At 62.1% G+C, this 21714-nt stretch carries 17 protein-coding genes, 1 pseudogene and 4 riboswitches; of the genes and pseudogenes, 9 read left to right on the forward strand and 9 right to left on the reverse strand.

Annotated features, from left to right (window positions below):
- Positions 1 to 327: 327 nt before the first annotated feature.
- The 4 genes from AC5Y30_RS23485 to AC5Y30_RS23500 form a co-directional block, all read right to left on the reverse strand.
- A complete protein-coding gene (locus tag AC5Y30_RS23485) occupies positions 328 to 825 on the reverse strand; it encodes a hypothetical protein (protein ID WP_499921428.1) in 498 nt (165 codons plus the stop codon).
- 59 nt (positions 826 to 884) lie between these two features.
- Positions 885 to 1169 (reverse strand): DUF211 domain-containing protein, encoded by a 285-nt coding sequence (locus tag AC5Y30_RS23490; protein ID WP_499921430.1) that lies wholly within the window; start codon positions 1167 to 1169, stop codon positions 885 to 887.
- Positions 1170 to 1741: 572 nt separating this feature from the next.
- Entirely contained in the window at positions 1742 to 2002 is a 261-nt protein-coding gene (locus tag AC5Y30_RS23495; protein ID WP_499921432.1) for a DUF2795 domain-containing protein, read from the reverse strand.
- A gap of 458 nt (positions 2003 to 2460) precedes the next feature.
- Positions 2461 to 3453: an ABC transporter ATP-binding protein gene (locus tag AC5Y30_RS23500; protein ID WP_499921433.1), complete on the reverse strand. Its 993-nt coding sequence runs from the start codon at positions 3451 to 3453 to the stop codon at positions 2461 to 2463.
- Between the two features lie 260 nt (positions 3454 to 3713).
- Between AC5Y30_RS23500 and AC5Y30_RS23505 the strand changes: the two genes are divergently transcribed.
- Complete coding sequence (locus AC5Y30_RS23505; protein ID WP_499921435.1) at positions 3714 to 4220, forward strand: hypothetical protein; 507 nt, start codon at positions 3714 to 3716, stop codon at positions 4218 to 4220.
- Positions 4211 to 4275: riboswitch (Fluoride riboswitch) on the reverse strand. (Overlaps the previous gene by 10 nt.)
- Positions 4276 to 4782: 507 nt before the next feature.
- Here the strand turns inward: AC5Y30_RS23505 and AC5Y30_RS23510 are convergent.
- From AC5Y30_RS23510 to AC5Y30_RS23520, 3 genes are all read right to left on the reverse strand, one after another.
- Positions 4783 to 6312, reverse strand: a complete 1530-nt coding sequence (locus tag AC5Y30_RS23510) for a MutS-related protein (protein ID WP_499921437.1) — start codon at positions 6310 to 6312, stop codon at positions 4783 to 4785.
- A gap of 2 nt (positions 6313 to 6314) precedes the next feature.
- Positions 6315 to 7847, reverse strand: a complete 1533-nt coding sequence (locus AC5Y30_RS23515) for a MutS-related protein (protein ID WP_499921439.1) — start codon at positions 7845 to 7847, stop codon at positions 6315 to 6317.
- Between the two features lie 34 nt (positions 7848 to 7881).
- Positions 7882 to 7942: riboswitch (Fluoride riboswitch) on the reverse strand.
- Between the two features lie 1103 nt (positions 7943 to 9045).
- Positions 9046 to 9483 carry a universal stress protein gene (locus tag AC5Y30_RS23520; protein ID WP_499921441.1) on the reverse strand — a complete coding sequence of 146 codons (438 nt, stop codon included), beginning with the start codon at positions 9481 to 9483 and terminating at the stop codon, positions 9046 to 9048.
- Positions 9484 to 9515: 32 nt separating this feature from the next.
- Positions 9516 to 9588, reverse strand: a riboswitch (Fluoride riboswitch).
- Positions 9589 to 9844: 256 nt separating this feature from the next.
- Here AC5Y30_RS23520 and AC5Y30_RS23525 point away from each other — a divergent pair.
- The 7 genes from AC5Y30_RS23525 to AC5Y30_RS23555 all read left to right on the forward strand — a co-directional run bounded on the left by AC5Y30_RS23525 (position 9845) and on the right by AC5Y30_RS23555 (position 18789).
- On the forward strand, positions 9845 to 10693 hold the full coding sequence (locus AC5Y30_RS23525) for a metallophosphoesterase family protein (RefSeq protein WP_499921592.1): 849 nt from the start codon (positions 9845 to 9847) through the stop codon (positions 10691 to 10693).
- A riboswitch (Fluoride riboswitch) is annotated at positions 10693 to 10767 on the forward strand. It overlaps the preceding gene by 1 nt.
- Before the next feature lie 516 nt (positions 10768 to 11283).
- Entirely contained in the window at positions 11284 to 12243 is a 960-nt protein-coding gene (locus tag AC5Y30_RS23530) for a respiratory chain complex I subunit 1 family protein (RefSeq protein ID WP_499921443.1), read from the forward strand.
- The gene (locus AC5Y30_RS23535; protein ID WP_499921445.1) at positions 12243 to 12926 is read left to right on the forward strand and encodes a hydrogenase; all 684 of its coding nucleotides are present in this window, start codon (positions 12243 to 12245) and stop codon (positions 12924 to 12926) included. The genes AC5Y30_RS23530 and AC5Y30_RS23535 overlap by 1 nt, the downstream gene beginning before the upstream one ends.
- A 3-nt stretch (positions 12927 to 12929) precedes the next feature.
- A complete protein-coding gene (locus tag AC5Y30_RS23540) occupies positions 12930 to 14438 on the forward strand; it encodes a proton-conducting transporter transmembrane domain-containing protein (protein WP_499921447.1) in 1509 nt (502 codons plus the stop codon).
- Positions 14435 to 15961 carry a hydrogenase large subunit gene (locus AC5Y30_RS23545; RefSeq protein ID WP_499921448.1) on the forward strand — a complete coding sequence of 509 codons (1527 nt, stop codon included), beginning with the start codon at positions 14435 to 14437 and terminating at the stop codon, positions 15959 to 15961. The genes AC5Y30_RS23540 and AC5Y30_RS23545 overlap by 4 nt, the downstream gene beginning before the upstream one ends.
- Positions 15962 to 16762, forward strand: a complete 801-nt coding sequence (locus AC5Y30_RS23550) for an NADH-quinone oxidoreductase subunit B family protein (protein ID WP_499921450.1) — start codon at positions 15962 to 15964, stop codon at positions 16760 to 16762.
- A complete protein-coding gene (locus tag AC5Y30_RS23555) occupies positions 16756 to 18789 on the forward strand; it encodes a proton-conducting transporter transmembrane domain-containing protein (RefSeq protein ID WP_499921451.1) in 2034 nt (677 codons plus the stop codon). The genes AC5Y30_RS23550 and AC5Y30_RS23555 overlap by 7 nt, the downstream gene beginning before the upstream one ends.
- A 24-nt stretch (positions 18790 to 18813) precedes the next feature.
- On the opposite strand, the gene eno is transcribed toward AC5Y30_RS23555, so the two are convergent.
- Complete coding sequence (eno, locus tag AC5Y30_RS23560; protein ID WP_499921452.1) at positions 18814 to 20085, reverse strand: phosphopyruvate hydratase; 1272 nt, start codon at positions 20083 to 20085, stop codon at positions 18814 to 18816.
- Positions 20086 to 20305: 220 nt separating this feature from the next.
- Here eno and AC5Y30_RS23565 point away from each other — a divergent pair.
- Positions 20306 to 20515 (forward strand): annotated as a pseudogene (locus tag AC5Y30_RS23565) (hypothetical protein); the annotation flags it as partial.
- Between the two features lie 338 nt (positions 20516 to 20853).
- Here the strand turns inward: AC5Y30_RS23565 and AC5Y30_RS23570 are convergent.
- A complete protein-coding gene (locus AC5Y30_RS23570) occupies positions 20854 to 21594 on the reverse strand; it encodes a hypothetical protein (RefSeq protein WP_499921454.1) in 741 nt (246 codons plus the stop codon).
- Positions 21595 to 21714: the final 120 nt, after the last annotated feature.

The following is a 21714-nucleotide window of genomic DNA, read 5'->3' on the forward strand; positions in this document are numbered from 1 at the left end:
ACTCAACTGACCACAACGATCTTTCTTCTGCGGCTCGGTGTATGGCCAGCCGCAGCTGGCAACTAGGTGGCCGGACCCCGATCGGTTGACCACATGGGCCAATTCGCGGGGCACGGCCACGAGGCCACCTGGCTCGGCGGTCGCACTCAGCAACAGATCCAAGAAATCTGTCTTATCGACCGCTCAACGTTTGTTTAGAGCGGGTTCCGGTGCCGCCCCCTTCTTCGCACCCGGCAGGGCGATGCGGCCGATAGACATCTCCACCGCCCGGAGTGGTGAGCGATCCGTCTGACAGGCGCAGCCACTGTAGGCGACCCTGCTGCGTCGTCACACAAGGTCGACCTGCACGCCGATAATCGTTACGATAATGCCGGCGACGACGAGGGCCACGGCCCATAGGATTCGGCGGCCTCCCACATGAGTTCCTAAGACGACACCCAGGCCCCCCAGGGCCGCGACCGACACCACGAGTGCAAGCCAGGACAGTCGCGGCAGCAACGTACCAATGATCAGCGGAAGTGCGGCACCGGTGAAACTGGACCCCCCGGCCACTACGGCCGCAGTAATCGAGTCGCGAAAAACCGCCCTGCCCAGGCTTGTCGCCGCGAGGCGCCCAGACTGAGTAAACATCAGCTGGCGTTCGGCCCGCAGCAACTCTACCCGGTTCTGGGTGTATTCCGCGACGAAAAGTGTCACGACCGCTGAGACGAACGCGACAAGGCCGACCCGCGCGCTCAACTGCAGGCTCAGGCCGACGCCGTGCAGCACCGTTGCGGCTGCCAGCGTTAGGGCATTAAGGATGCCATCCGAGACGCCAAGTGCCATGGCGAAAATCAGCCTGCCCGACCGGTGCGGGCGCGTGCCCCGGCGGGGCCTTAACGCATTCACCGGGTGCGAGGTACCCGCTCGATGATGCGATCACCGACAACGAGCTCATCGATGCTGTGCACTGCCGCGCCGGCCTTCTCTATTTGTCTCATCAATTGAGCCGCATCGATGGATCCGCCTTCCACCGTGACCTCGAGGCCGACTGTCTCCAGATCAATTTCTGCGACGGTGATGTTGAGCGCTTCGACACCGGAAACGTCGTTGATCGCTGCGGCCAGTTCCAACAGATCTGGTCTCGAAATTGCCTTATCGACATCCAACTGCATACGACGAATATTCATCCTCACTCCTGTACTCAGCTAGTCAGTTGCTCGTAAATCCCTACCTAATTGCTGGGCTCCAACATGGTCAAACCAGTGCACGGACAACCCCATAACGTCTCTAGTCAACGTGCCTCGGCGACTTTCGCGGCGGACGTCTCGGTGGCCAACATTAACGACACGAGCACCAATGAGGCTCGCTGGTATATCGGAATCAGCACGCACCGCCAGCCATCCAACACTTGGAGCTTGCACACAGACTTTGACGACGACTCGACTGCGATTGAAGGGCCCAGGATGTGGCTGAAACGGTACGAGGCAACGCTCGATGCGGCCGCGATCCTCGTGGTCGCAGATCTCGGGAGAGCGCAGTAAGCGACAATGACAGCCGCTGCGCCCCAGCCGCTTTAGCTGACGCGATCATATCGACGCTGAACCGTTCGTGGGTCTCCCGTCGGTGTATCAGGTCGATGCCATGGGATGTCTGTCTACTAACCACCTGTCGCATAGCGTTGGAAATGGTCGTGCGGATGTGGCTTTGCTGCGAGGTCCCCAGCCGGCATGTTCGAGGTTGTCTGTTGGCGTGCTGATGTTTAGGTGCGCGTGTCATCAGCATCGTCGGTGTTAGAGGGATGCGGTGTGGCGGCGTCGCTCGCGTCGTCGGTAACGGTGATTGACGCAAGGACTTGTCTGAGGTTCGCATATGTCATGGGTGAAATGTCACGAACGGCGTCGACGGTGTCCTGGTCACATCCGTTTGTGATCGCAGCGTCCAGCAGATCTTCCCGGTTTGCGGGGAACCGGATGCCAGTTAGACAACGGCGAAGTTGAGCCTCGGTGGTGGAAGCGATCATCGATTTGGCCTTCCCACCTCAAATGATCGTTTCCTTTCGGTAGCGCCCAGTGTCGCCCCGAAGCAATCAACCCTGGTCACGATTGCGGTCCCCGCGGGATCATGACGCCGGTAGCCGCCTGTGGGAGTGATGAGCTTGGAGCATTCGACGCGGTGGTCATCCGATTCACCCGCGCACCGGCTTTTAACCACGGTCACCGATGCGGGCGTGTATCGGCGGTTAACCTGGGTGCTCGACACCATCGGGGTGGCCGGGTGGCAATCGAGGTTCCAATTCGGAGATCCCAAGGTAATCAGAACAGTCAACTACGTTCCTCCGCTTCACATTCAGCTACGCAATTGGCCAGCCGAAAATCGATGTGCTTCTGCAGGTGCCGTTGGCCGCCAACGTTAGTTGCCTCCTGGGCGAGCAGATCCCGCCGCGGTATTCCAGGCAGAGCGGTTCTTACAACCAAGGTTCTAGTGTGAGAAATCAGCAGCATTGGGGTCTTCGCGGATGGCTTGCTGGGCTTTTGCTGGCAGCGTATCGAGGATCTCACGCACCCGTGCTCGGTGACGCGCGACGGCTTTGCGTTCCGGCATACCCGGTGTGGCGTTGATTTGTGCTGGCACATCCCGAATTTCGTCGACACCGCCGTCGGGATGGCCGGCATCCACCATCGCCTGCTCCTGGGCTATCGTGGCGGCGTCCTTCTCTTCTGACATCCCGATCGGGCCGACCCGGCGGCCATTGAGGAATTGCCGCACGACGGGGTCGTCGCTAGTCAGCAATACTTCACGAGGCCCGAACATGACCAGCTTACGGTGAAATAGCATGCCGATGTTATCGGGCATCGTCCGGGCAATGTTGACGTTATGGGTCACGATCAAGAGTGTGCAGTCAGTTTGGGCGTTGATGTCGATGAGTAACTGGCTTAGATATGCGGTGCGGACGGGGTCGAGGCCCGAGTCGGGTTCATCGACAAGGATGATCTGCGGTTCGAGCACCAGGGCACGCGCCAGGCTCGCCCGTTTACGCATGCCTCCGGAGATTTCGCCCGGGAATTTTCCTTCATCGCCGCTAAGACCCACCATCTCTAGCTTTTCCATGGCGATCCTGCGGATCTCGCTCTCCTTTTTCTTGGTGTGCTCACGCAGCGGGAAGGCCGTGTTGTCATATAGCGTCATCGATCCGAACAATGCACCGTCCTGGAACATCACCCCGAACAGGGTGCGGATTTCGTAAAGCTGTTTGGCAGAACAATTCACAATGTCGGTGCCATCAATGATGATCCTGCCCTGTTCTGGGTGGATCAGCCCCACCAAGGCCTTCAAGAACACTGACTTGCCGGTCCCGGAGGGGCCTAGCAGCGCGCTGACTTCCCCTTCCGGTAAGGACAGGGTGATGTCCTCCCAGATCCGATGATTGCCGAAGGATTTCGTGAGTCCCTCGACGTGCACTGCGATACCCATGGCTCCAAACTCCCCACTCGCTAACGTCATTGACTGTCGCATCGCCCCTTAGCCGAAGGCGCAGGTTATTCACCGGATCTCGAAGTCGCTTCGGGTGGCGCTCGACTCACCGGTAAATCCGTCCGGAACCTTTTACCCCGCGCAACGTGCCCGCTAGTTGGGCGCACTCTGGCCATCCCGGGGCTGGTTGGCCCCGCTCCCCAGCGGTCCTTGACATTTCGCCCGCGAACTATGGGTGGTCTGGCGATACGGTAGATCGGGTGCGGACAGCCGACAGCGGCTGGTATGCAGCATCTTTGGATGCCATAGACGTGACGACGGCGGCCGTGGCTATTGGAATGAAGGCGCCGGCAGGTCATCGCATGGTCACGCTGCTGGCGACGGCTCCACCTCGTGTGGAGAAGGCCAAGCCGCGCCGATATCGATCCGTCCATTCGCTTTTGATGTTCGCCGACGTGTACACGCCGGTCGCCGTGACCGAACACCACAAGCCAAGACCACCAGGGCTGCAACAACGCTCGCGCACCGTGAGACGTAATCTGCCCTGGCGGTGTCCGTCTCACGAGAAGAGCCATCAGCCAAGCACGGAGAATGGCTGCGACATCAGCGGTTATTTCAGGACGGCACCCCCACATGGTGTGCCCGCCGACGATGCGTCCAGCCTCGTTGACCAGACCGAGATCCGCTTGCTGCTTGATTTCCACAGACGCGGCTCCTCCCCATGCTGTGTTGGACAGCAGAGCGCTGACCAACTGCACTACGGGTAGAAGCCATCAACGCCGAACGGCGCAAGTAACGGCGAGCCTCATCGCCGGCCGCCGGCTCGAACGGCGGCTAAGTTTCACGGTAGCAGCACCACCAGCCGTGGTCCACCACGGAATGCGTCACTGCCAGCCGACCATTTGGGCCAGAGCCGTCGTCGCAAACACGACAGGAGAACTGCACACCGGTCGTCGATAACGACCCAACGAGTCCTCAACGGCCGCTGAACCCAAGACGCGCACGGCCGCAGCGGATGGCCACGGCGACACCGCCATGACAACCGGCGCGGTCGGCGCGGCCATCACGGAGGCAAGCCGGTGCCGCTGGGTGCGTGTGCCAGGTTGTCTCGTGGCCTGCGGTCCCTGAGCGTGACGCGCTGTTGGTGTCGCTGTAGCCGTGTTGGTGTCCCTGTAGCCGGGAGTCGGCTCAGAGGCGCGTATTCGGGTTCGAACGTGCGGAAGACAATCTCGGTGCGGTCATCGGTCCCCTGCTCGCCGCCGAGCGGCCGGCGTAATTAGGTATGCGACCGGAGCCCGCTCCACCGGGCTGCTGTCGACGCCCCCAAGGTCAATCGGACCTCACGGCTTTGTGGCTGACCTCACCGCGTGGGGTGTTGGCGAACACCCGCCGAAATGAATCCTGGCCGTAGCTGGTGGGCTCCGGTTGTCCCGGCTCTAACCGGAACGTTCGTACGCCATTGTCGCAACGCTGGGCCCGCAGGAAGAGATAGCGGGGATCGCCTTGCGAGCTGAGGCGATGCGCGAGGTCGTATAGATGCGTGACAAACACTACTTTGATTCCGCTTTCCACCATGGCTCGTATCACATCGCCCGCGATCTGCGATCCCTCCCGTTCATTGGTCGAGGCGAAGGACTCGTTGCACAGCAGGATCGATGTGTAGCCAACCACGTCGGCGATATCACTCATGCGAGCAAGTTCCTCATCGAGCTTGCCGTGGGCGTGGGTGTCGTCTTCTTCGCGCTTGAAGTGCGTGAAGACAGCGTCCCGGACGTTGGCGCAAAACGAGGCTGCGGTCACGAACATCCCGGCTTGCATCATCACCTGCGCTACGCCCATGCTGCGCAAGCACGTCGACTTGCCGCCCTCATTGGCCCCGGTGATTACGATCAATGACGAACCAGCAGCATCGATGTCGTTTCCGACGACCGGTCTAGTGGCGGTCAGGCACAGGCCTACATCGCGCAGATCGCGGCAGCAGAATTGAGGCAGGCCTACTGGGATGGGGGTCGGAAAGCAGGTGGGCGCATCAGCTTTCGTGAGTTGTTCGTAGAGGTTGGTAGATGCCAAATAGAACCCCAGTTCGGTGCGCAGCCGACCGAAGAATCCTTCGACGTGGTCCGCGGCTCGAGTGACGATATTGGCGACGTCATTGATGGCCCGCCCGGCCAATTCGGTGAGCGCTTTCGCGCCAGCCTCGTCGCGGTCATCGACAACGAATCCGCAACTGCCACTGTGATTTCCGGTCAATTTGTCCCACCACTTGCGGATCGGTGGCTGATGAAGAAGATAATCTGTGCCCTTATTGCCCGAACTCAGCGAAACGCTGAGCAGCACCCCTCGCGGGAGATGCAACTCGCGAAGGTCTGCGTCAAGCTGCTCGAGGTACTCGTCGCAGATCTGGATGCCGATCATATCCAGCAACTGCTCAAACCCGGTTGAGCTGAAACTGTTGGCGTGTTCGTCGCATACGGCCCGCAGTTGTCGAAGGTTGCCCACCAGGAGTTCGAGGATACGTACGGAACGGCGCAGGATGGCTTGCGGGTCACGCGACATCAAACCCCCCAGGAAGACTTTGCGCCGGACCTGCACACCATCGACCGCGACGTCATACATCTGCTGCACCGCCGCGCGATTGGCCAGACAATCGCCCAAGACTTGCTGACGGTAGATGATGACGTCGGGGTCGGTGATCGCCAGCGGCACGATCTTTTTCGCAGTCTCCAGCAGGAATTCGTCGCCGCCAGCCATCGCTTGATACACACGCCGCAGCTCGAGGTCCTGATCGACGAGGTCCTGCAACCGCCAAGGAAGACGTGGCGACAAATCCGGGTCGTGAACCGGGTGCAGTAATCGCACTCTCACTGGCGGATCCTTTGCCCCAGGGCATCGTAGCCAAGCCGGTATTTGTCGGCTAACGCGGCAGCATAGGCTAGGCCGTCGGCGGGCCGGCGAACGAACTTAAATGTTCGCTGCGTCGGATCATCGCGAGAAACTTCGCCAACCATACTGACGCACACCGGATCTAGCCTGGAAAGCTCGTCGAGGAAGCTAACATAGACCGCCACACAGCGCAGTGTGATGATTCGTTCAATCACCTCTCGACCAATCAGCAGGGCATCATTGACGGTGGTCGACGAGAAGCTTTCGTTCATAATAATGATGCTGGCATCGGTTGCGCACGAAAGGATGTGATGGATTCGCACCAGCTCGTTGTCGAGCTTCCCGTGCAATGTCGAGAGGTCTTCTTGGCGTTCGAAGTGGGTGAAGATCTGGTCGGGCAAAGTCAGCCTGGCGTTGCTGGCCGGTATCGGACAACCCAGCGAGGCGAGGTAGGCGCATTGGCCGATCATCCGTGCAAACGTTGTCTTGCCCCCCTGGTTGGGTCCGGTGACCACGAAGATTCGCTCGGTTCCTGACAGAGAGAAGTCATTGGCAACAGGACGATCGTGATCTTGGATCGCGGATATGGCCAGCGCGAGATCAAACGCGTCACACACATCCGCCACACCGGGCTCGTCGGTGAGATCGGGATAGCAAAACGCTAGCCCGGCTGCGGTGAAGCGGCCGATGAACGCGAGATATGACAGGTAGAACTGGATCTCGTGCTCAAATCTCGCGATGTTCGGCTCAATAAAGTGTTCGTGGCGCCGGCAGAAGCTACCGAGCAGCTCGAAGGGCTCCGGATGAAGTTTGGCGACACATTCCAGAATCTGTTCCTCGACGTGGTTCATATCGTCGAATTCGGGCAGTCCAACACGATAGTCCTTGCTCACTTCGGTGGCGAAACGTTCGAATCTTTCCGCGATGGCTGCACTGTAATCGGTTTGTTCATCGTAGGTTTCGACATGGACCTGCAAGCCCTCGATGTGCACCATGTAGCGCAGCTTGTGCAGCTGATCTCGCATCGTCTGGGTCTCCGCTGCCAGCGTGGTGAAAACCTCGCCGTCCACATAACTTGTGACGTGTTCGCTGAAGTTACGCAGGCCCGCAGAATGTGCCTGGACGCGGACGAGATCGTCGCGTAGGCGTTTCATTGCACGGCAATAGATTTCGATCGCAGCGAGCAGCCAGCCCTGTCGCTGTAAGCGATGCCAGGCATTTCGGGCCACGCTTAGTTGACCCCGCATGGCACGCATACCGTCAACGAACCTTTGGATCGCTGACCGTGCCTGCTCGTCGTCGAGGTCGCGAAAGACTTGCTGCCGGTATCGCACGGCGCGCAGATCATGCAGGGGCACATGGAAAATACTGGCGATGTCATTGCCCTCACAGGATGCCGTCACCGCGGTGATGATCTGATCCAGGTGCAGATCGCCGCAACACTCCGGTGCGCCGTTGGCCACCGTTCCAGTGCCGGCTGCTGGATCAAGGATGCTCGCAAGAGCCGCCATCTCCCGCTCACCCTCCTTCTACCGCGAGTTGTTCTCCTCGGTAGAAGCCATCAGCCGGTGCGGCGGTTGAGGCGAGCTTCATCGCCTATATCGACAATAGTACCCCGCGATTGTGCGTCATCTGAGGGCCGTGTAACCCGCCTTACCCGACGGGCGGAAACCGCTAGCTGGTGCGGCACTCAAGGCGAGCCTCATCACCTGCGATGTCAATGGCAGGAGAGGCCTCAAGCACAACCCGTGTGCTCAGATCCAGCGGCGGACCCGGCCACAGCGCGCCAAGGTGAGAGAAGGCAGTGGGGCTTGCCGACACTGCGGACGTCGCCAATAGCTCCTGCGCAGTACCAAAGAGGATCATATGACCAGGCCAACCGCAATGGAATTGCGATGAACTCGCCGCGGCGCCCCATCGAGAACCCCGTGCGATTTGACATCACGTTCTGGCTACCGCCCGGCGGTAGCGAATAACGGCGTCTTCGCGGCGTATTGGGCAGAGCTGGCCGACCTGGAATGCAGCGATGTCGAAGCGGTGCTGGCTCTGCTTGCCCAGGGTGACGTGGGCGGGTATGTGGCAACTGTGAGAGGTAAGCTCGGCCATGTCCGGACACCGGTTCACCGTTTGTGGGTGGATTCACTGCGGTACCATCGCGCCGATGATGTCCTGATGGCGTACCTCAACCACACAGTTCGTCCAGACCCGAGTCGCTCCGCCACGTCCATAGCCATCCGCCTACCGTGGCCCCTCGGCCAGACTGAGTCGGGTCCAGCACGCCGTTCGCTGACTTATGTGGCCCAGCAAGGGATTCGCTGTACCCGTAGAGCGATGCCGAAGCATTGGTCGTGGCAGCCCAGCATAGCAGGTTCCGTTCCGAGTCCTGTCACACGCTTAAGAAACCCCGCCGCCGCGCTCGGTTGGTGAGTAGCGCCCCGGATTCAACGTCAGGTGCGGAATCGACACTGCCGTAATAGCGTTCAGGCGTTGTCTGGCCGAAAGTCGATCATGGGCCCATAGTCGTGTGCGTCGAGGCTCGCCGGGTGCCGATTGCCTGCGCGAGGTAAGCGGCTCGTGCCAAGGGCCGCAGACCGCTGCTGGGGGCAGCGTCATGCCGGTGCGCCGGCCCGCCCCTGGAGCCGCACAGATGACCTTCGCGCTCAGCGCGGTGTGCCGGGGCCACATAGACGCGGGGCAGACGCGCTGTACTTACCGGCTTTCTGCGAACTCGGGAACCACGGCAACCGGGCGGGTGCTGTGACGTAAGAGGTTTCGTATCACGGCGCCGGTCAGAAGGTGGCTCAGGGTGGGGGCGATTCTGTGCTGCGAGCGGCCCACCACGATTAAGGTCGCGGCGCAATCATCGGCGGTCTTGAGAAGCGCCTTAACGGGATCGCCGTTGAGAAGGTGATAGTCCCACTGCACGCCGGCCGCGTCGAGCGCTTCGCCGACATGCTGACGTTCGGCGTCGAGCTTTCGTTTGACGGCGTTGGCCGAATCGCCCGATGAACCGGAGATGGCGCCGTCGGATATGTCCACCACATGGACAACGTGAACAGGCACTTTCAGAGCACCGGCTAATTCACTGGCGAAGAGCACTGCGGCCCGGCTCGCGCGGTGGCGGTCATATCCGACGACCAGTGTCATAGCGCGGACTCCTCGCCCGTTTGCACGCCCAAGATCAAACAGGAGCCATCAGCCGAATTGGCGGTTTGGGCACTACCCGGGCGGAGATCCATCGCCTAACGATCAGGCTAGCCGCTTAGACCCAGAAGACGCCAGCGCCAATGTCATTGACCTGGCTCGAAATAGGCGCGTAGCCTCGACAGAACAGGCGGTGGGGCCCGCCAATTCGCCACCGCATCTGGGCGCGAGGAGAGCCTGGCGGTCGCCAACGGTCCCTGGGAATTGAGCAGTGCCGTTCGCGCGGCGCGTTGAGACAAGACACGCCGCGCGGCGCCAATGGACCCAGGAGCCGATCATGAACCGGTCATCACTACCCGCGCCAATGCCGGACCCAGGGCAGGTGCTCTCACATTCGATCTTGTCCCCGCCGGCGCGAATCGCGATCGCGGGTGACTGGCATGCCGATACCGGGTATGCAGTGAGAGCCATCGAGCACGCTGCTAAGCGCGAAGCCACGGTGTTGCTTCACCTCGGGGACTTCGGCTACAACTTCTCCGACGATTTCCTGGATTCAGTTGACCGCGCGCTGGATCGCTGCGGCGTCGTTTTGGGGTTCGTCGACGGCAATCACGAGAACTTCGACCGGTTGCACAGCTGGCCCGTCGATGCTGACGGCCTGCGTCAGCTACGCGAGCGCATCGTTCACTTGCCGCGAGGATATCGCTGGCAATGGGCCGGGACCAGATGTCTAGCGCTGGGGGGCGCGTATTCCATCGACCGCTTTCTGCGCAAGCCCGGACAATCATGGTGGGCACAGGAATGCATCACAGCTGCGCAAGCTCGTGATGCCGGGGCCCCTGGGCCTGTCGATGTGATGTTCTGCCACGACTGTCCGGCGGGAATCACGGTTCCAGGCGCAGCGCACGACCGGTTCGGATTTCCGGCACAGGAGCTACGACGCTCCGAGCTCTACCGAGTGCGGCTGCGCTCCGTTGTCGACGTAGTTCGACCGGCCCGGCTGTGGCACGGCCACTTTCACCGCCGCTACCAAGCGGTGCTGCAGGGCGACGGATACCGCACTGTCGTTGATGGCCTGAGCAAAAACGGTGATCCCATCGACAACAACATGGTGGTGGTCAACCTAGCGCAGCTGGGCACTCACCGCCTCAGCACCACAGCCGGCACCCGACCAGCCCGTTCCGACTTGACCAACCGAATCGCCATTGGTTAACTGACAACGGCGATGGAGTCCGCCAGAAAGCGAAGCTTTCAAACCGCCGCAAGGCTGATGGCACCTGCGAACACCCTAGGAGTCGCAGGTGACTTGTGTCCTTAGCCGCGCCAGCCCGATATGTCGGGCGCCGCGATGAAACCAGCCGATGAATCCCTTGTCGAATCGCGTTGCGCTATGGCAATCGTCGGCAATGATGCGATGCTGCTGTTGCAACGCGACGAGGGCGACTGGGTGCTGTCAAGCGGACGTCCCCGGATGCACGAGAGCATGGGCTCATGGGTGCGGCGAGAAGCCCACGAACAGGGCGGCCTGGATACTGAACACGTTGGCGGTGCGCTGGTTCTGCAAGTCAACGATCCGCACAGCCGCCGACGCGTCGTTGAATTGGGCTTGCCTACAGGCAAGTCCGATGACGCCGCTCCAACGGCGAGTGAGCCGAGGCGAACGTCGACATGGGTGTCGTGGACAGACCTCAAAGACGCAACGCTGTGCTCGCCCGTTGCCGACTTGGTGCGGGACCTCCCACCGGCGGACGCTAGGCACGCTCGCGACTTGGGCGATCTGTGGCGGGCAGGACCGACTACCTCATGACCAGCCTGCCGCTACCGGTCATCCAAGGGTTACAGGTCCTCACTGTCGCCGGCGGCGCACCGGCCATTAGCGGCTTCATCGCTTGGTTCGAAGCGCGTCTGCAGGGCCGCCGCGGACCCCGAATCCTGCAGCCATATTTCGACCTGCGCAAACTCTTCGGGAAAGAGACGCTGGCTCCACATGGCGCAGGCCCGTTTTTCCGGCTGGCGCCACTGACATCGTTCGCCTGCTACCTCACCGTTCCCATGCTCATCCCCGTACTCACCAGCTACGCGTTGCCGCTAGGCTACATGGGTGATATCCAAGGCGGGGGGCTGATCCTGGCATTCGCCAGCTTCCTGGTCGCCGTCGCCGCCGCCGAAACCGGCGATGCCTACGCGCAGCTGGCGTCCAGTCGCGCCAAAACCTTTGCGGCCATTACCGAACCAGTGGTGCTGCTTGTAGTGATCACGGTGGCGCTGATCACCACGACCGACCTTCCCTACGTCCTGGGAGCCACCGTGCGCAGTGGCCCAGACCAGATCGTACGTCCCGCACACTTGTTGGCCTCAGCTGCGCTGTTCATGGTGATCCTGTATGAGACGGCACGGATCCCTGTCGAAACAAACACCGGCACAACAGAATTCGGAATGATCGAGACGGGACGCTCGTTCGAGCATTCCGGGCCGGATCTAGCCTTGCTCCATTGGGGTGCCGCAGCCAAGCAATTCGTCCTGTATGTGATCTTGATCAATGTGTTCGTCGCCCCCTGGGGGATGGCCTCCACCACCAGCCCAGCTGCAGTCGGATTGGCGATCCTTGCATTGTTAGCCAAGGCCGCAGTGTTGGGCTGCCTTGTCGCAGTGATCGATAACAGCTATGCCAAGCTGCGGCTGTTTAAAATCACCGAATTCGTTTCGGCTGCCTTGCTGTTGGCGATCCTGGCGGTATTCACCCTTTACTTGGGAGGCGGCTGATGTCCGTGCTCGCGGCAACGGAGTCCGTTCCGACCGTATATGAAGGCCTCGCGAACACCGTGGCCCTGATCGTCTTGCTGCTGGAGTTCGGAATGCTGCGTGCCGCACTACTGCGGAGCCAAGTGCGCCTGTATGCCGGGCAGTCACTGGCCGTCAGCGTCTTGGCCGCCGTCGTCGCGTTTGGCCGCGATGTCCCCGAACTGTATGCGCTGGCCGGGCTTTCGCTACTGCTGAAAGTCATCGTGGTACCGCTGCTGGTGGTAGGCCTGCTGCGAGAGGCCAACCAAGAAATCGCCGGCAGCGGCGCGCTCGGAGTCGCTAACGAGGTCCTGATCTCCATCGCTGTGGCGGCGTTCGGATTTTTCGCCGTCGGCGTGCTGGGCATCCATTCCCCCGTGCTCCCCACAGCCGCGCTCAGCCTGTCGGTGGCCGTGATCTTAGTTGCCTTCATCTTGATGATCGTCCGACGTGACGTCGTCAGCCAGGCGATCGGCTTCTTCTCACTGGAAAACGGGGTCTCGTTGGCCAGTCTCGTAGTCGCTGCCGGGATGCCGCTCATCCTCGAAGTTGCCTTCTTGTTCGATTTACTTGTCGCCGTGGTGGTTTTCGGGGTCTTAATGCGGACCCATCACCGGCGCACCCAGTCGCTGTCCACCCAGACACTCGACCGGCTGCGGGGATAGCCCATGTCGATACTCGTTGTGCTACTGGTCATCTTGCCGCTGATCACGACCCTGTTGTGCCTGCGCGCACCGCATCGCCTCGCCGCCACCCTGACAGCCATAACCGGCGTTGCCACCTTCATTCTGGCCATCGCACTGGTGCCGCCCGGGATCGGCCACACCATCACGGCACTGCACTACCTCAGGGCCGACTCGCTGTCCCTGATCTTTCTCCTCGCCACCTGCTTCCTGTACGCCACCGTCGGGATCTATTCGATCGGCTACCTCGCCGACGAAGAACGCGTGGTGCGCACACAAACAGCCGAGCAGCAGGCCCGGTTCGCCCGCCATAGCGCCCGCTTCTATATGGGCCTCAACGCCTTCGCGTGGTCGATGATCTGCGCACCGCTGGTCAATGGACTCGCGCTGTTATGGATCGCCATCGAGATCACCACGGTGATTTCGGCGCTTTTAGTGGCATTGGACGATACCGAAGGGGCCACGGAGGCCGCCTGGAAGTACGTGCTGATCGCCTCCTCGGGACTCGGTATCGGCCTGCTAGCGACAATCTTCATGTACTACGCAGGCGCGCAGGTATTGGGGCAGTCCTATGACTTAGCCTTCGACCCACTGATCGCCGCGGCCGGCCAATCTCCCCACACGCCAGTGCGGTTGGCGTTCGTCCTTGCGGTGGTGGGCTATGGCACCAAAGTGGGATTCTTCCCCGTACATACGTGGCTGCCGGATGCGCACGCAGAGGCCCCTACACCGGTCTCAGCGCTGTTGTCGGGATCGCTTCTGGCCGTGAGCTTTTATGCCATCCTGCGCTATTACCAGATCACGGTGGCCGCACTAGGGGCCCGCTTTCCGCAAATGGTGTTGCTGGTCTTCGGGGTGCTCTCGCTGCTTCTAGCTGCGCTGTATCTGCTCGAGCAGCGCGATATTAAACGGCTGCTTGCCTATTCGAGTGTCGAGCACATGGGCATCCTAGCGATCGGGGTGAGCTTCGGCGCGCCGATTGCTCTGTCCGGTGTGCTGTTGCACGTGCTGGCCCACGCCGCGGCTAAGGGCAACGCGTTCATGGGTGCAGGAGTGCTGGTGCGCAAATTCGGCACCAAGGAACTAGCCCGCATGGCCGACGGCATCGCCGTCTTACCGTGGTCGGGTCCGCTGTTTTTGATCGCTGTCCTGGCGTTATCGGCGATGCCGCCCTTCGGCTTGTTTCGCAGCGAATTCCAGATCGTCTCCGGGGGATTCGCCCACCCCCGCAACGCCGCCGCGGCCGCACTCGTCTGTCTGGTCACCCTGGCATTTCTCGGGTTGACCCTGGCAACGACCCGAATCCTGTTCCGCCCTCGCCCCATCGAACCGACCGCTGCCGACCCCCGGATTCCCGGTGAACCCAGCCGATGGATGGTCACCCCCGTTGTGGCAGGAGTCCTCGTGCTGCTGGTACTCGGACTTGCGCCCCCGGCAGACTTGGTCGACCTGCTCAACCATGGCGCCAGCGAACTCGCGGCCGGTGGCCGATGACCTCGGCGACGACGACCGACGCCGTCGACCTGCCGCTGGAACGCTGGCGGGCCGACGTCGTCGAACACGTCACCAACGGCTACCGCTTTGCCGGGGTGTACGCCTCCCACGATATGCAGACCGAACAATTGCACGCACTACTGGTCGGCGGTGCCCGCGTGAGCTGCCTTCGCACCCGACTGACCCCCGACGCCGAGGGCGCGATGACCTACCCGGCGCTGACACCCGATGTGCCGGCAGCGTTTTGGTACGAACGAGCCCTACACGACCTCTCCGGCGTCGTGCCCCTCGGGCACCCCAGGCTCGACCCGCTGCTGCTAGCTCGCGAACCCGGCCAACCCTCACCGCGGCCCGGCTATATCAACCACGCCACGCTGGATCAGCAGATCCATTCCAGCGCCACCGAACCGCGCGGACCCGTAGATGTCGCCGGGGGCGGTGTCTTCACGTTGCCGCTGGGCCCAGTGCGATCGGGAGTCTTTGAATCCATCGAATTTCTCATCGAAACCCCCGGCGAGGACATCCCCCACCTCAACATCCGTCCCCACTACAAGCACCGCGGAATCGCGAAACGATTCGAAGCACTGCCGGTTGCCAACGGGGTTCTGGTCGCTGAACGGGTAGAAGGAATCTCCTCAGTGGCCCACGCGTTGGCCTTCGCCCATGCCGCAGAAGCCCTCACCGGCGCGACCCCGCCGCGCCGGGCGCGACTGGTTCGAGTGATCTTCGCCGAGCTCGAACGCATCGCCAACCACCTCGACGTCGTAACGCGGCTGTGCGACGCCGCGGGAATCGCAATACCGTTGGCGCGCTTCGGGTGGCACAAAGAAAGCATTATGCGATTGGTTTCTGCCCTGTGCGGCAACCGGTTTGGCCGCTCGGTTGTGCGGACCGGCGGGATCAACAACCCACCGCGGTTGGAACCGGCCGAAATCTCCGCCCGCCTGGCGGTGATCGTGCGCAGAATCCGTCGCGACCGCGACGCACTGATGGTGGACGCTTCATTTCTCGACCGGCTGCGCGGAACCGGGCATCTGGACCTCTCGTTGGCAACCTCACATGGCGCGCTGGGCCCAGTGGGCCGCGCGTCCGGCGTTGACGACGATGCACGCAAACGCGCCTACGACGGCTACACAGAACTCCCTGTTATCGACGGAGCCGTAGTCGATGATCACGGCGACGCGCTGGCTCGGCTACGAGTCCGGTGGGGTGAAATCGATATCTCCGCCGAACTGATCCGCCGCGCCTGCGATCGGCTCTCCGCGATCGCCGATACCGACACCGCGATCCTGGTGCCGGTTGAGATCGTCGACGGTTTCACACTGGGGTGGGCCGAAGCGGCCCAAGGCGAGGTGCTCTACGGCCTAGAGGTCCGCGACCGCGCGATCCACCGGTGCTTTGCCCGCTCAGCCTCCCTCCATAACATGCTGCTTTTCCACGACGTTTTCGGCGGCGACATCTTTACCGACTTCCCGTTCATCGAAGCCAGCTTCGGCTTGTGCTACGCCGGGGTGGCGATGTAGATGCCATGGATATTCCGAGGGCTGCGCGATGGCATCATCACCAGCGGCTGGCCCAAACACGCCGACGACTACTTCGACCAATTCCCCGCAGCAGTACGCGTTATCGCAAACCCGCCCACGCGTACTACCTCCCCGGCAGCCGCCGCTGCCGAAGCCTGCCCCACCGCGGCCATATCGGTTCAGCCGCAACCACAGCTGGACCGCGGACGCTGCATCATGTGCGGACGCTGCGTGGAACTCGCCCCCCAGTGGTTTACCTGGGCGGGCGGGGCTGCCACAGCACGATTATCCCGCGACACACTCGTCGTCGGAAACGTTACCGACAGCGACGAGGCGCTCGTCGAGCTGCGATCGGCTCTGGCCAAGCGCGTGCGCCGGCTACGCCGCTCGGTGCATCTTCGCCACATCGACACCGGATCCGACGGCAGCGACGAATGGGAAATTCAGGCCCTGACCAACCCGGTCTATGACCTACACCGGTTAGGGATCTTCTTCACCGCCAGCCCTCGCCACGCCGACATCTTGTTGGTCACCGGAATAGGCGCCGCGGCAATGGTTGAACCGCTGCGACGCACGCTCGAAGCCATGCCGGCCCCCACAGTCGTGATTGCCATCGGCACCGATGCCCTCAGTGGAGGATTGATCGGCCGCGGCTACACCGGCGGCGTCGGGATCTCCAACATAGTGCCCGTCGACGTATGGATCCCCGGCGCACCCGCCTCTCCGTTCAGCATCCTGCACGGCATCCTGCTGGCACTGGGCCGCGTCACGCTGCCCGCAGCCAGGAGCACGCCATGCTGATCGCGGGACTGGCCCTACTGGCTACGGCGGCGTTGATCAGCGCATGCACAGGACGCCGCCGCGGCCACGGCGCACAAAGGCGTCTAGCCGCGACGGCCTGGACCGCGAACACGGCCGGCGCCGCGATCCTGCTCGCCGCCGGCGCTGAAGCGGTGGCCGGTCATCCGCAACGAGTCAGCCTCGGCGGATTGGCGGGCCTGGGCCCGGCTGCACTGCGCCTCGACGCGTTATCAGGGCTGTTCCTCATCGTGTCATTCGGGGTCGCCGTGCCGGCCCTGATCGCCGCGGCCGCATCCGCTAACCAACCCCGTCCGCGCCTACCGGCCACGATTGCCGTGACGTTGACCGCGGTCGCGATCATTCTCGCCGCCGACAACCTGTTTGTTCTGCTCTTCGGCTGGGAGCTCCTGACCGTCGCGTTCTACCTGGTATCGGGATACGACCGCGACCTGCCGGGCAGAGCACGCGGCTCCGTTATCACCGTGGTATTCGGCAAGGCCAGCGGCGCGGCGCTGTTGATGGGCGCTTTACTACTGGCTGCGCACACCCACACCTTCGCCTTCACCGCCGCCACAATCGACCCACACAGTGCCGCGGGCCAAGCCTCCTATGCACTGTTGCTCTTGGGATTCGGCATCAAAGTCGGCCTAGTACCCGCCCACATCTGGATGCCGCGGGGATATTTCGCTGCGCCTGGACCGGCCCGTGCTGTGATCGCCGGTGCTGCCGTCAATGTCGGCTTCTACGGGATGTGGCGCACCCTCAACGTCTTTGGTGCCCCCCCGGTTTGGCTGGTCTGCGTGGTCCTCGTCCTCGGCGGCGTGACCGCGATTCTGGGCATCGCCCACGCCGCGGTCAATCCCGACCTGGCCACCCTGATCTCGTGGTCCAGTGTGGAAAACGCCGGCATGATCACCGCCGGGTTCGGCGTGGCGCTGGTGGGTGCTGCTGCTAGTGAACCCAAGCTAGTGGCAACCGGACTCATCGCCGGCACCGCCCAGGTGATGGCCCATGCCTTAGGCAAGTCGCTGATGTTCGTGTCCGCATCGACAATCGAGCACGCCACCGCCACCACCGAGCTCGACCGACTGGGCGGGATCGTACGCCGGCTGCCCTGGGCAGGCACGGGTCTGGTGATCGGGTCGCTGACATTAGCCGGGTTACCGCTGACCGCAGGCTTCGCCTCAGAATGGTTCACCCTCGAGTCACTGATGCAGCAGTTCAGAGTCAGCAGTCTGGCAATGCAACTGTCCACCGCCGCCACCGGGGCGTTGATCGCGCTGACCATCGGTATCGCCGGGGTGACCTTCGTGCGGGTCGTTGCGCTCACCGCATTTGGTCCGGCCCGCATCGATGAGCCGCCATTGATTCCGACAGCCGCCCGTGTCGATCGCCAGTGGACCTACCGATTCGGTATAGCCGTTCTCGTCATCGGCTGCCTGGGTGTCGCGGCCGTGGCTCCGCTGCAGGTGGGCTTAATCGCACGCGGCCTGCGGCCCATCGTGGGTGATCAGGCCGCCGCCGCCAACGCCGACCCCTGGGTATTGCAGCCCGTTTTCGCGAAGTTCTCCGCCTTGTCGCCCTCGTGGCTATGGATCGTGCTGCCCGCGATGGCCCTATTCATCGCCGGCTGCACCGCAGTATTCGCCGGCCGCAATCCATTTCGGGCTCGCGCCGTCACACCGTGGTCCTCGGCATCACCGGGAGTCGACCGTGGTGTCGGCTACACGTCCTCCGGTTACGCCAACCCGGTGCGCAACGTGCTCGCTACGGTCCTGCTGACCCGAACCGCCCTCGAGGAGACCGAAGACGAACCCAACAATCACCACGATTCACCGCACCGCTACACCTACCGCATCGACGTCGTCGACGTCGTCGAGCGCTTCTTCTACCGGCCGCTGACCCGCGGTGTGCTCGTGGTGTCACACACCGCCAAAAAATTGCAGTCCGGTCGCCTGGATGCCTACATGGCGTACATGCTCCTCGCGGTGCTAGCCGTTCTCGCCGTTGTGATCGCGACATCATGATGGGTGTGCACTCAAATCCGAGAGTCAGACATGAACCGGGGTCAACCCGAATGGCAACTCCGGGGCGGCCGACTCGATTATCAGAAGCCGGTTGTATTTCGAGACGCGTTCACCCCGAGCAGGAGCGCCCGATTTGAGCTGACCGCACCCCGATGCCACCGCAAGGTCGGCGATGAACGAATCACCGGTTTCTCCCGAACGGTGCGAGACCATCGCGCCGTAACCGGCCTGCCGACACAGGGCAAGCGCTTCAAGGGTTTCCGACACCGTTCCAATCTGGTTGACCTTGATCAGCGCAGCGTTGCCGATACCCGCACGCACGGCGAAAGCGATCAAATCCGGATTGGTCACCAAATTGTCGTCGCCAACCAGCTGCACTCTGCTCCGCAGCGCGTTCGTCAACTTCCGCCAGCCTTGCACGTCGTGTTCGTCCATTCCATCCTCAATACTCCAGATCGGGTAACGATCGACCATGGCGGTGTAGCGATCGATCAGATCCTCGCTGGTCAACGACTCGCCGTCGATCTGATAGCGACGGTCACGGTAAAAGCCGTTCGCGGCCGGATCCAGCGCGATCGCGACGCCATCCCGCCCTGCGACATAACCGGCGTCGCCAATCGCCTGGGACAGCAACATTAAAACATCTTCAGGACAACTGATTTCGGGGGCAAAACCGCCTTCGTCCCCCAGTCCGGTCGTCAAGCCGCGATCGGTCAACGTCGAACGCAGCTGGCGATACACTTCAGCACCCGCGCGCAGCGCTTCCGAAAATGACGGCGCGCCAATCGGTGCGACCATGAATTCTTGAAAGTCGAGCTCATTGGCTGCATGAGCGCCGCCATTGATGACGTTGAAATGCGGGACCGGCAGCCGGGGATGCGCGGCGGCAGGAGTCAGCCACTGCCACAACGGTTGTGCAGCCTCCAGCGCGAATGCCCGAGCGGCCGCCATCGAGACGCCGACAATTGCATTGGCCCCCAATCGGGATTTATTGGGTGTACCATCCAGCGCTTGCAGCGCCTGGTCAATTTGCTCCAGAGCGGTAAACGGCCGACTGGTCAGCAATCCTGCGATCGGCCCGTTGACATTAGCCACCGCTTGGCGCACCCCCAGACCGTCGTAACGCTCGTCATGATCGCGCAATTCGACGGCTTCCCGACTGCCGGTCGAGGCCCCAGACGGGACACCCGAATACACCTGGTGGCCATCGGCGAGCGTAGCCGACACCGAAAGAGTTGGTCGGCCACGGGAATCCAGGATTTCGACTGCAGATATCGACAAAAATTGGACGGCCATGTGTGTTCCTCCGCGTCACATTCGGCCGCGCAAATAACGGGCCAAACTGATGTGTTCCGCAGGGACCGTTGGCCGCCAATACTCGACGCGCAATTATGGCGAGCCCCACCGCCGTCGTGCGTTGCCAATCTACAGCATACCCAACCCACATGTACGCCATACCTGCGCAGGCTATCTGAAAACTCCTACACGGCAACGATAGGGAGATGCACGGATCAGGCGGCGAGTGTTCTACCTGGCCGCGCTGTCCAGCCTTCGCGTCGACGGACCCTCGCGTTGCTTTTACGATCGCAAACGCGAAGAACGACTCATCCATACCCAAGCGCTCCTCGCGCTCGCTCGCCGTCTGGTCGATGTGCTCTGGGCGCTGCTGCGCGACGGCCGCGAGTTCACCCCCGAAAAGCCGACCACAGCGACCGCGGCGGCTTGACTTAATCATTGAGAGTCATTTCTTCAGGCGCTGCATTTGGGTGGCTTTAGCAAGCTCTGGTCATCGCTCGGCGCCGCCGTCAGCATGAACACCATTACGTCACGTGACAGCGACTAGAGGGGCGGACACTTCAGCGCAGAAGCTGGTCGACGTTACTTCGCACTGCGTCATGGTTATTGAAACACGTTGTCCGAGAGCGGGTCAGCGCTCAGGTTCATGGATTGTTGCCGTTATCAATCATATCGTGCGACGATTGGTTCATGACACGCCGCGTCCCGGCCACAACAATGGGGAATCCAGTTACCCACCATGGTTTTTGGAATTCCTCGCCGATCGCGTCATTCGCAAGCCGTCACCCCATTGTTTGTCCGGATCGGGAGCCTGTCGGTACTGCGCGACGGTCTGGGCATGGTTGACCTTCTCCATGATGCCGACCCAACCGAATACGCGTCCGCATGGCCCAGCGCAAGAGCCGCTCGACCGATGTTTCCCGACAGCCCGAGCGTGACGTTCATGCCGTACTCACGGAATTCGTCGAGGATGGTGAAGACCCGGCGGATCTTGCGGATGCCCTCATCGTCGCCGCCGAGCGGAGAAAAGCGCACCTCGATGGTGGTGATACCGGCGCCGGCGTACTCGGACGCTAGGTTCATCTCCAAGCGCCCGAAGGCGGTGGTCGATAGCGTGAGTACGGCACGCGTCGGGCGGTCGTTGCCGACCAGCAGTCGCGTGCGCTCGGCGAGGTCGACGTTCAGATGTGCGGTCCGATCATCGGTGACGTAGAAGTGCGGAGCAGTAACGTGGGTAACCGGGCTTGGGTGGTTCTCGACGGTGAGGTCAACGAGCGCTGCACGCGCGGTCGCACCCGAATCCCTGGACAGTGCCTCGGTGTCGTATGGCTGCCCAGTCCACAAGGGGAACTTCTCGAGGCCGAAGCCGGGCGCCGCGAGCCGCTCGACACCCGGCTCCCAGTACACGTGTAGGCCCACATCGACGGCAGCTGCGGCGGCATGATGCTGGTGACGGGCGGCCTTAGTGTCCAGGGTAATGGCCGATGTGCCCGCGTGCTCCCGCGACAAGAAGTCCTCGACCGGTTTGTGATCACCGGGACCGAGTCGGAATGGATGCCCATCGTTGTCGAAGTCCCTCTCGCGTCGAGGCGCTGTTTCATGTCATACTATAGGACAGAATGGATGACA

Source organism: Mycobacterium sp. NGS27, assembly GCF_059813005.1.

Coding starts and splice junctions, on each gene's coding strand:
- AC5Y30_RS23485 (WP_499921428.1), bottom strand. CDS start 825: ATGGCACTTGGCGTCTCGGATGGCATCCTTAATGCCCTAACGCTGGCA.
- AC5Y30_RS23490 (WP_499921430.1), bottom strand. CDS start 1,169: ATGAATATTCGTCGTATGCAGTTGGATGTCGATAAGGCAATTTCGAGA.
- AC5Y30_RS23495 (WP_499921432.1), bottom strand. CDS start 2,002: ATGATCGCTTCCACCACCGAGGCTCAACTTCGCCGTTGTCTAACTGGC.
- AC5Y30_RS23500 (WP_499921433.1), bottom strand. CDS start 3,453: ATGGGTATCGCAGTGCACGTCGAGGGACTCACGAAATCCTTCGGCAAT.
- AC5Y30_RS23515 (WP_499921439.1), bottom strand. CDS start 7,847: ATGGCGGCTCTTGCGAGCATCCTTGATCCAGCAGCCGGCACTGGAACG.
- AC5Y30_RS23520 (WP_499921441.1), bottom strand. CDS start 9,483: ATGACACTGGTCGTCGGATATGACCGCCACCGCGCGAGCCGGGCCGCA.
- AC5Y30_RS23525 (WP_499921592.1), top strand. CDS start 9,845: ATGCCGGACCCAGGGCAGGTGCTCTCACATTCGATCTTGTCCCCGCCG.
- AC5Y30_RS23530 (WP_499921443.1), top strand. CDS start 11,284: ATGACCAGCCTGCCGCTACCGGTCATCCAAGGGTTACAGGTCCTCACT.
- AC5Y30_RS23535 (WP_499921445.1), top strand. CDS start 12,243: ATGTCCGTGCTCGCGGCAACGGAGTCCGTTCCGACCGTATATGAAGGC.
- AC5Y30_RS23540 (WP_499921447.1), top strand. CDS start 12,930: ATGTCGATACTCGTTGTGCTACTGGTCATCTTGCCGCTGATCACGACC.
- AC5Y30_RS23545 (WP_499921448.1), top strand. CDS start 14,435: ATGACCTCGGCGACGACGACCGACGCCGTCGACCTGCCGCTGGAACGC.
- AC5Y30_RS23550 (WP_499921450.1), top strand. CDS start 15,962: ATGCCATGGATATTCCGAGGGCTGCGCGATGGCATCATCACCAGCGGC.
- AC5Y30_RS23555 (WP_499921451.1), top strand. CDS start 16,756: ATGCTGATCGCGGGACTGGCCCTACTGGCTACGGCGGCGTTGATCAGC.
- eno (WP_499921452.1), bottom strand. CDS start 20,085: ATGGCCGTCCAATTTTTGTCGATATCTGCAGTCGAAATCCTGGATTCC.